The sequence below is a fragment of the Streptomyces sp. NPDC054841 genome (genome assembly GCF_053611045.1).
The window spans coordinates 1-4,966 of the sequence record NZ_JBSGZO010000571.1 but is presented as its reverse complement, the minus strand read 5'-3'; the positions used below and the strand labels follow the sequence as shown (position 1 = coordinate 4,966).

Genomic DNA, 4,966 nt, shown 5'->3' with positions numbered 1-4,966 from the left:
AGCTGGTACCCCGTGAGGTACGTCAGGCCGGCCCCGGCGATCGCCTCCGAGGCGCCCCGGTCCACGATCGTGGCGACGGCGACGACCTCGCCGCCCGCCTCGCGGACGGCCTCGACGGCGGTCAGCGGCGAGCCGCCGGTGGTCGAGGTGTCCTCGACGACGAGGCAGCGACGGCCCTTGACGTCGGCACCCTCGATCCGGCGCTGCATGCCGTGCGCCTTCTGGGCCTTCCGCACGACGAAGGCGTCCAGGCGCTCACCGCGCGCGGCCGAGGCGTGCAGCATCGACGTCGCGACGGGGTCGGCGCCCAGCGTGAGACCGCCCACGCAGTCGTACTCCAGCTCCTTGGTCAGATCGAGCATGACCTGACCGACCAGCGGTGCGGCCTCGCCGTCCAGCGTGATCCGGCGCAGGTCGATGTAGTAGTCGGCCTCACGACCCGAGGAGAGGGTCACCTTGCCGTGCACCACGGCCTTGTCCTTGATCTGCTGGAGCAGCTCAGCGCGTACGTCAGTCATGCTCAGCAGCTTAGGGCCTGTCTTCCCTAGGCCGGCTTCCGCCAGGTCCACGTCGCGGCGACTTCGAGGGGGTCGATGGGCGTGACCAGACGCGGGAGGGTGTTGAGCCCGTTCGGCGGGCCGGACTGGGGCTCGACGCAGACGGCGTCCTCCGGCTCGTCGTAGATGACGACCCACTGGGCGCGGCTCTTCACGGTGAGTTCCAGGTGCTCCGGCCAGGTGAGGGTGACGTCGACGCCGTCCTCCATGCCGAAACAGTCGTCCCAGGGCCCGGGAGTGGGACCGATCCGGCGCCCGGTGGGGAGGTGGTCCTCGCCGCGCTCCTCCTGCCAATCGGGGATGAAGTCCAGCTGGACCGGCTTGCCGCCGGGGAAGGCGTTGCGCAGGAACCAGGGGTGCCAGCCGGCCTGGGCGGGGAACGACACGTCGTACGTCTCGATGCCGAGCTGGAGTGTGAGGGAGTCCTCGGTCAGCACGAACATCTGGGTGACGATTCCGGTGTACGGCCAGGGGTCGCCGAGTACGTAGGTGAACACGGCCTCGGTCGGACCGGTGCGGGCGGTGCGCCAGGCAGCGTCGCGGCCGGTGCCGTGAATGGCGTGCGGCGGCGAGTTGACCGGCAGCTCGTGGGTGACGCCGCCGGTGCTGAAGCGGCCGTTCGCGGTCCGTCCGCACCACGGCACCATCGGGAAGCAGCCGTAGTGCTCGCCCTGCCGCAGCAGCTCGGTCCCGCCGATACGGAGGCTGCTGATGCGGCAGCCGTTCGCCGGGTCCACGGTCAACTCGACGTCTCCGGCGGTGAGCCGGACGCTCTCTTCGCTACTCACACCCGAACCCTACTGGCGCTGTGGACGCTACCTGCGGCGTCGCAGGGCACGTCCGACCACCACGGCGGAGGCGATCGCGAGCGCCGCGGCCGGCGCGACCCAGCGCAGCGTGCCACCCGCTGCGGCAGCCTGCGGCGGCGCGTGGTCGACCTCTTCCGCGCTCCGCCCGATCATCGTCCGCCGCGCGTGCGCCGCCTCTGCCGGGGGCTCGTCGCCCCCGCCGAACCCCTCATCGGCCAGCGGATCCAACGCCGACGACGGCACGTCCACGTCGGACACGGACGAGGCGCCGTCGTCCTCGCCGCCCACGTCGCCGGACGTGCTGTCCGCCGACGCGGCAGCCGCATCATCCGCCGTACCGCCGGCCTGCGCCGACTCGTCCGACTCGTCCGTCGCGTCCGCAGCCTCCGCACCGGAGTCACCCACGGACGAGCCGGGCAGGTCGCCCTGCGCATCCGTCGTGCCACCGGCAACGGCACCGGCACCTTGCTCCGCCGGCCCTCCGGTGGGTCCGGGCTCCGCGTCCCGCGTCGGGGTGTCGCCCCCGGGCGTGCCCGAGACGTCGGTCGCCTCGTCACCTCCGCCCGCGTCCGGCACCGGTCCCGCGGACACGAGGGAGGACGTGAAGCGGTCGAGGAGGCGCGTCGCCGCCTGCTGTGCCGTGACGGGGGTGGCCTCCGCGAGGCGGCCGTCGGCGTGGGCCGTTCCGGTGAAACTGAGGGTCGTGCCGCCCTCGGCCGGGATGAGGCGGAGCGTCAGGGCGAACTTGGCGGAGCCCGAACCGCGGGCCTCGGTTCCCTCGCCCTCGACCGCGAAGTCGCCGCCCTGCTCGGTGATCCGCAGGGCGCCGCGGTAGGTGATGGTGTGGCCGCCCACGCGGATCTTCAGCCGGCCGGCGAGCGGGCCCGCCGACGCGTCGGCGTCCTGTTGGAGCCCGGGCACGCAGCGCGCGACGCGTGCGGGGTCGGCCAGCGTCTGCCGGAGGGTCTCTGCCGGAACCGGAACGAACACCTCATGCTCCATGGGAACCGAGCCTACTCAGCTCGGGCCCGGACGGAGCCCTTCTACGCGGAACCGGCACAGTTCACGGCGCTCACTCGGCGTACCGCGGGCGCAGCAGCGTCGACGGCGGCACGTCCCGCGGCCGTTCGCGCTCCATACCCACCACGCCGGGCCCCGGCGCCGGAGCCGGGGTGCCGCGCGCCGCGAGGACCCCGAGGACGAATCCCCGGTCGGGCGGTCCCGGTGCGCGGTACGGGCGGGTCACGAACCCGGCCGCGCGGATCGTGGACTCCACGGTCCAGTACGTACGCGACCGCTCCGCCGGCGGTCCGGCGTGCACCGCGAGCCGCCCGCCGTCCGCGAGGACTCCCGCCGCGAGCCCGTAGAACTCCTGTGAGTACAGCTTGGTGCTGGACGTTTCGCCCGGATCGGGCAGGTCCGAGATCACCACGTCGTACGCGCCCTGCGCCGCCTGCGGCCCCCTGAGCCAGCGGAACGCGTCCGCGTACACGACCTTGAGCCGCGGGTCCCGGTACACATGCCCGTTGAGCGCGGCCAGCGCCGGGTCCGTACGGGCCAGCCGCACCATGCCGGGGTCGAGCTCGACGACGGTCACCGACCGCACTCCGGGGTGCCGGAGCACTTCGCGCGCCGCCAGCCCGTCGCCCCCGCCGAGGATCAGCACGCGTGCGTGCGGTCCCCGGCTCATCGCGGGGTTCACCAGCGCCCTGTGATGCCGGCCCTCGCGGCCCCCGCTGACCTGCAGCCGGCCGTCCAGGAAGAGATCGACCGGACCGTGCTCCGCCCCGGTCAGCACGACTTCCTGCACCTCGGTCCGTACGGCGACCCGCACCGGCTCGCCGTACACCGCCCGGCGCGCGGCCGCCTCGAAGTCGGCGACCAGCGCGGTCGCGGTCGCCAGGACGGCCAGCACCGTCAGATTCGCCGCGAGCAGCCACCAGCGCTCCCGCGCCGACAGATCCCGCCGGAACAGCCACAGCACGAGCGCCCCGCCCGCCACCGCGTTCACCGCGCCGGTGAGCAGTGCGCCCGTGAGCTGGCCGAGCCACGGCAGCAGCAGGAAGGGAAAGGCGAGCCCGCCGACGAGCGCGCCCACATAGTCCGCCGCGAACAGATCCGCGACCGTGCCCGCGGCATCCTCGTCGGCCCGGCCGCCGCGCCGGGACGCCCGCTGGATCAGCGTCATCAGCAAGGGGATCTCCGCGCCGATCAGCACGCCGATGGCGAGCGAGAACCCCACCAGCGCGTACCGCGCCTCGCCGAGCCAGGCGAACGCCGCGTACAGCACGAGCGCCGAACAGCCGCCGATCATGGCGAGCGCCGCCTCCACCAGACCGAAGCCGACGGCCGCGTGGCAGCGCATCCGCTTGGCGAGGAGGGAGCCGAGACCCATCGCGAAGACCATGACCGAGAGCACGACGGAGGCCTGGGTGACCGAGTCACCGATCAAGTACGAGGCGAGGGCAACGAGTTCGAGCTCGTAGACCAGTCCGCAGGCGGCGCAGACGAAGACCACGAGGAGGACGAGGAACCGGCCCGCCCCCGGACGGACGGGCAGCCGCACCCCGCCCTGGACCGGTTTTGTCACTGGCGGGTCGATCATGTCGTAACGCTACGTCACACATCCGTCGCATCATGTCACCCACACGGGTGCAACTGCCGCAAAATGCCGCAGAGATGCATGGACTCAGCGCGCAGCGGGCATTCGTGCGCCGACGCGTGTACGGGTCACGACGAGCTGACCCTCCTGCGGATACGCGTGCCAAGTCCGCCACCGCACCTGGCCTTCGAGCCGCTGCGCCACCATCGCCGTGAACGCGTGCGGCGAGCCGGGAAACGTACCGGCGAGCCCGTTCGGATGGTCCGCGACCAGCGCGAGGAGCTCCTGCGCGCGCCCCGCGAACGAGCCCTTCGACAGCGTCTCGACGCGCGCCGCGAACTCGTAGTCCCAGTCCCCGAGCCGCTTGGCGACACCCAGCGGCAGCGGAGTGCTGCTGCCCGGCATGCAGGCGACGGTTTCGGAGCAGGTGCCGTGATCCTCCTCGAGCAGCACCTGGTGGGAGGCGCCCAGAAGTCTCAACTGCAGCTTTGCGCCTGCCAGTTCGAGGTCGAGCGCGGCAAGGGCGGGCAGCGGGTCCCGACCCAGCGCCCAGGCCAGATCGGCCGCGCGGGTATCGGTGTAGGAGGTCTTCAGGGTCGTGAGCATGGGTCGGCTCCGCAAAGCACGCGTAACGGGATTGACAGGGCGATCCGGGGCGCCCCGGAGGGTGCACAGAGGAGATGGGGATCGCCTGCTCGGGTCCACAGGAGGCCCGAGGGCTGGATGTTCTCAACAGCGAGGGAATCATGAAGTGCGCGGCGCTCACAGCGCTTTTACCCAACTTGACGTGCATTCCATCCCCTCGGGGGCCTGACGGTTCAACTGTTCAACAGAAACCCATCGAGACGGTGCACAACCGAGCCGGATACGTGCATCGCGCGTCAACAGAAAGGCGCCCGACGGGAGTTCGTCCCGTCGGGCGCCTTCGGTCGAGGCGGACCGGCTGCCCCGTGTCAGCCGCCTCCGCCACTGCTTCAGCTGCCGCCGCCCCCGGCGCC

Annotated in this window: 5 protein-coding genes; all 5 read right to left on the bottom strand. The window is 72.2% G+C overall.

Going from position 1 to position 4,966, the window contains the following annotated elements; genetic code table 11:
• Positions 1 to 518, bottom strand: a 518-nt coding sequence (pyrE, locus tag ACWGI8_RS39445; RefSeq protein ID WP_453668261.1) for an orotate phosphoribosyltransferase, incomplete at its 3' end; no start/stop codon positions are given.
• A 26-nt stretch (positions 519 to 544) separates the two neighbouring features.
• Positions 545 to 1,345, bottom strand: a complete 801-nt coding sequence (locus ACWGI8_RS39440; protein WP_453668260.1) for an aldose epimerase family protein — start codon at positions 1,343 to 1,345, stop codon at positions 545 to 547.
• A gap of 27 nt (positions 1,346 to 1,372) precedes the next feature.
• Positions 1,373 to 2,368, bottom strand: a complete 996-nt coding sequence (locus tag ACWGI8_RS39435; protein WP_453668259.1) for an SRPBCC family protein — start codon at positions 2,366 to 2,368, stop codon at positions 1,373 to 1,375.
• 70 nt (positions 2,369 to 2,438) lie between these two features.
• Positions 2,439 to 3,971: a polyamine aminopropyltransferase gene (locus ACWGI8_RS39430; RefSeq protein ID WP_453668258.1), complete on the bottom strand. Its 1,533-nt coding sequence runs from the start codon at positions 3,969 to 3,971 to the stop codon at positions 2,439 to 2,441.
• Positions 3,972 to 4,055: 84 nt separating this feature from the next.
• A complete protein-coding gene (locus tag ACWGI8_RS39425) occupies positions 4,056 to 4,574 on the bottom strand; it encodes a DUF2617 family protein (protein ID WP_453668257.1) in 519 nt (172 codons plus the stop codon).
• Positions 4,575 to 4,966 lie beyond the last annotated feature (392 nt).

Coding starts and splice junctions, on each gene's coding strand:
- ACWGI8_RS39425 (WP_453668257.1), bottom strand. CDS start 4,574: ATGCTCACGACCCTGAAGACCTCCTACACCGATACCCGCGCGGCCGAT.
- ACWGI8_RS39435 (WP_453668259.1), bottom strand. CDS start 2,368: ATGGAGCATGAGGTGTTCGTTCCGGTTCCGGCAGAGACCCTCCGGCAG.
- ACWGI8_RS39430 (WP_453668258.1), bottom strand. CDS start 3,971: ATGATCGACCCGCCAGTGACAAAACCGGTCCAGGGCGGGGTGCGGCTG.